The sequence below is a fragment of the Bradyrhizobium sp. genome, from assembly GCF_030654605.1.
Classification (GTDB): domain Bacteria; phylum Pseudomonadota; class Alphaproteobacteria; order Rhizobiales; family Xanthobacteraceae; genus Bradyrhizobium.
Map to the genome: position 1 here is coordinate 1 of NZ_JAURXB010000276.1, position 2,052 is coordinate 2,052.

General features: G+C 61.3%; 2 protein-coding genes and 1 pseudogene. 1 reads left to right on the plus strand and 2 read right to left on the minus strand.

Annotation, left to right across the window (positions count from 1 at the left end; genetic code table 11):
- On the minus strand, positions 1 to 430 hold a 430-nt coding region (locus tag Q7U29_RS25540; protein ID WP_304746061.1), incomplete at its 3' end, for an NAD-dependent epimerase/dehydratase family protein.
- Entirely contained in the window at positions 411 to 1,496 is a 1,086-nt protein-coding gene (gmd, locus tag Q7U29_RS25545; RefSeq protein WP_304746063.1) for a GDP-mannose 4,6-dehydratase, read from the minus strand. The genes Q7U29_RS25540 and gmd, both read right to left, overlap by 20 nt.
- 358 nt (positions 1,497 to 1,854) lie before the next feature.
- Between gmd and Q7U29_RS25550 the strand changes: the two are divergent.
- Positions 1,855 to 2,052 (plus strand): annotated as a pseudogene (locus tag Q7U29_RS25550) (branched-chain amino acid ABC transporter substrate-binding protein); the annotation flags it as partial.

Consider the following 2,052-nt stretch of genomic DNA (forward strand, 5'->3'; position numbering starts at 1 on the left):
TGGCATAGGGCTCGTTGGTCGGCTCCAGCGGCCCCGTCAACATCGAATCCTCGCGCAGCGGCTGCGGCGCCAGCTTGGGATAGATGCAGGAGGAGCCGAGAAACATCAGCTTCTCGACGCCGTTGAGATGCGCGGCGTGGATCACATTGGCCGCGATGATGAGGTTCTCGTAGATGAATTCGGCGCGCAGCGTGTTGTTGGCGACGATGCCGCCGACCTTGGCCGCCGCCAGAAACACGGCTTGCGGGCGCGCCTTCGCGAACCAGCCGACGACCGCGGCCTGATCGCGCAAATCGACATCGTCGCGCTTAACCGTGAGCAGTTCGACATCTTCCTGCCCGAGCCTGCGCACCAGCGCGCCGCCGACCATGCCGCCATGACCGGCAACGAAGACCGTCTTGCCCTTCAGATCAAACGTGGTTTTTGCCATTGGCGACCTCCCGCCGCGCAATCGCGAGATCGCCCGCCACCATTTCACTGACCAGCTGCGCGAACGTCGTCTTCGGCTTCCAGCCGAGCTTGTCGCGCGCCTTGCTGGCGTCGCCGACCAGCAGGTCGACTTCCGTGGGGCGGAAATAGGCCGGGTCGATCCGAACAAGGGTCTTGCCGGATTTCTTGTCGACGCCGGTTTCATCGACGCCCTTGCCGCGCCATTCGATGCCGCGACCGATTTCCGTGAACGCTAACTCGACGAATTCGCGCACCGAGCGGGTCTCACCCGTCGCCAGCACAAAATCGTCGGGCTCATCCGCCTGCAAAATCCTGTACATGCCCTCGACATAATCCTTGGCATGCCCCCAGTCGCGCTTGGCGCTGAGATTGCCGAGATAGAGCGTGTTCTCAAGCCCGGTCTCGATGCGGGCGACGCAGCGGGTGATCTTGCGGGTCACGAAGGTTTCGCCGCGGATCGGGCTCTCGTGATTGAACAGGATGCCGTTGGAAGCATAGATGCCATAGGCCTCGCGGTAGTTCACCGTGATCCAGTAGCCGTACAGCTTGGCAACGCCATAGGGCGAACGCGGATAGAATGGCGTGGTCTCCTTCTGCGGAACCTCCTGGACCAGACCGTATAGTTCCGAGGTGGAGGCCTGGTAGAACCGGGTCTCCTTTTCCATGCCGAGAATCCGGATTGCTTCGAGCAACCGCAGCACGCCGATCCCGTCGGCGTTCGCGGTGTATTCCGGACTTTCGAAGCTGACGCCGACATGGCTCTGCGCCGCGAGATTATAGATCTCGGTCGGCCGGATTTGCTGCATCAGCCGGATCAGGTTGGTCGAATCCGTCATGTCGCCATAGTGCAGCAAGAACGGCACGTTGCCGGCATGCGGGTCTTCATAGAGGTGGTCGATGCGCGCGGTGTTGAACGAGGATGATCGGCGCTTGATGCCGTGCACGGTGTAGCCGAGGCCAAGCAGATATTCGGCGAGATAGGCACCGTCCTGGCCGGTAACGCCGGTGATCAGCGCCACGCGCCGTTTTGAATCCTGAACCGTCATGTCTTCTCCAACAACGCCAAGACCACCCAAGAGCAATTACCCGAAAGCAACTACCCAAGAACAACTACCCAAGAGCAGCCGGGCGACGACAAACCACCAAACGTTGCGCTGGACCGGCCAGTCACTTCGGTCCCAAGGACGCAAGTCGGACGGCCAAACCCCTATCATGCCCCCCTTCTCCCAAGCAAATCGGTCCCCGGCGAGCCGTTACCGGTCAGGCGTCGCCGGGGCTTGCGGCTTACGGAGCCTTGGACCACAATCGACTCACGTGAGGGCTGGGGACCGAATGACTGGAATCCAGCATTCCGGCATCTGAGCCCAGCCAAGACCCAAGAAAAGCCAATAAAGGGAGAAACACATGCGTAAACTGATGATGGCCGCGGCCATCGCGCTGCCGATGTTCGGCACGGCTGCGATCGCGCAGGAGACGATCAAGATCGCCTATATCGACCCGTTGTCGGGCGGCGGCGCCAGCATTGGCGAAATCGGCCTGAAGACCTTTCAGTTCCTCGCCGAGGAGTTGAACGCCAAGGGCGGACTTCTCGGCAAGAAGGTC